2 protein-coding genes are annotated in these 1,432 nt (G+C 36.9%); one reads left to right on the top strand and one right to left on the bottom strand.

Annotated elements, in window-relative coordinates; genetic code table 11:
- A partial coding sequence (locus J8L97_RS22900; protein WP_211053026.1) for a phage integrase N-terminal SAM-like domain-containing protein occupies nt 1–144 on the bottom strand: 144 nt, incomplete at its 3' end.
- A 367-nt stretch (nt 145–511) separates the two neighbouring features.
- Here J8L97_RS22900 and J8L97_RS22895 point away from each other — a divergent pair.
- Nucleotides 512–1,378 (top strand): Abi-alpha family protein, encoded by an 867-nt coding sequence (locus J8L97_RS22895; protein WP_211053025.1) that lies wholly within the window; start codon nt 512–514, stop codon nt 1,376–1,378.
- The last annotated feature ends 54 nt before the right edge of the window (nt 1,379–1,432 follow it).

Raw genomic sequence — 1,432 nt, 5'->3', positions numbered from 1 at the left:
GTTGCTCATATCCTTAGGGTGTTTTTTATCATTAAAAATGATGAACGACTTGATCCAGTATAAGTACACCTTCTCAGTTTTAATACTATAGCGCCTTGTGCGTAGTTCGGTTCGAACCGATTCAAGAAAAGGAGATGAAGACATAAGATGCTCTATACCTGTTTTTATATACAGTTATAATTTAATCTCTCAAAATTGCTAACCTCTCTTCTCGTTATGTAATTTAAAAAATGCACGTTTAAATTGACATATAAACTTAATTGACTGAATTATATATAGTTTTTGCTTTAGTAAAATTACATAACGACCCAAATGGTTCTCGGTTAAGTAAATTCTCGGATTCAGAAGGTGTAAAAAGGTGATTGTTGTGTGTGAGGGAAAGTGTTAAGTTACTAATATATATTAAATTAATTGGCGGTTCTGGTTGTCTCTGCATGAAATAAGGGCAGAGTGTTTATCGGAATTCACGCTAATACACTGTTATGTTTCCCTCTAGTTTAGAGAGTTGAATATGGAAGAAGAAAAAAGTTTAGATTTGATGGGAATTAAACCTGTTGCAAAAGCAGTAGAGAAAGCAACCGACAAAACTGTTGATGGACTGGGTTCATTTTTCGGTGCGATTTGTATGCCTGCCGCTGAAGAATTCGGTTTACTTTTAAAAGACAAGGTTGCAGCTTATCGCCAAAGAAATCTTGAGAAGATATCTCAAAAGGCAAAAAATAAAATAGAGCACCAAAAGATTGAGATATCAGGCCAAGCAAACCCTGTTCTGATTCGGGAAGTATTAGAAGAAGCGTCTTGGTGTGAAGATGAAGAAATTCAATCAATGTGGGCTGGCTTACTGTCTGTAGCAGCGGGAAATACAGCCGTTTCAGATGATTCTTTGGTATATACAGATACTCTGAAACGTCTCACACCATTTCAGGCTCGCCTTATAAATGAGATATACTTTGACCCCAGATGCTGTAGTGTCAAGCCACCAATTGGAAACCATGAAGGTGATGTTTTCTACCCAGAAAATAAACTGATCTACTCTGTCGTAGATGTCCTAGAGATTTACCCTGGAGATTTGTCTGAAATAGTCCCAATTGCAAATGCTAGCCATGAAAAAATTCTTGCTACAGAGAATGATCACTCCATAGCTTTATCAAGGTTCAGGCCACAGATTGAAGCATTGAAAGTTCTTGGATTAATTCATGATGTTAAATTTTTAAATAATGGCAAGGAAGGAATATATGTATTCCCTTCTTTGAAAGGGCTTGATTTCTTTATGCGTTGTTTAGGTTACAGTGTTTACCCCCTAGAGGCATTCATTCTAACTTTGCAACACTGGAATAAGCTTAAAGATATAGACCCATTCACATGCCAAAAAACATAACAAGCAACTGCAGCGGATCAAATTTCGCTGCGCTCAATTAGCCCGCTGAGTTGG

This window comes from Pseudoalteromonas sp. MMG012 (assembly GCF_018100875.1).
In the GTDB taxonomy this organism is placed as follows: Bacteria; Pseudomonadota; Gammaproteobacteria; order Enterobacterales; family Alteromonadaceae; genus Pseudoalteromonas; species Pseudoalteromonas aurantia.
This window is presented reverse-complemented; position numbering and strand designations above follow the sequence as displayed.

Coding starts and splice junctions, on each gene's coding strand:
- J8L97_RS22895 (WP_211053025.1), top strand. CDS start 512: ATGGAAGAAGAAAAAAGTTTAGATTTGATGGGAATTAAACCTGTTGCA.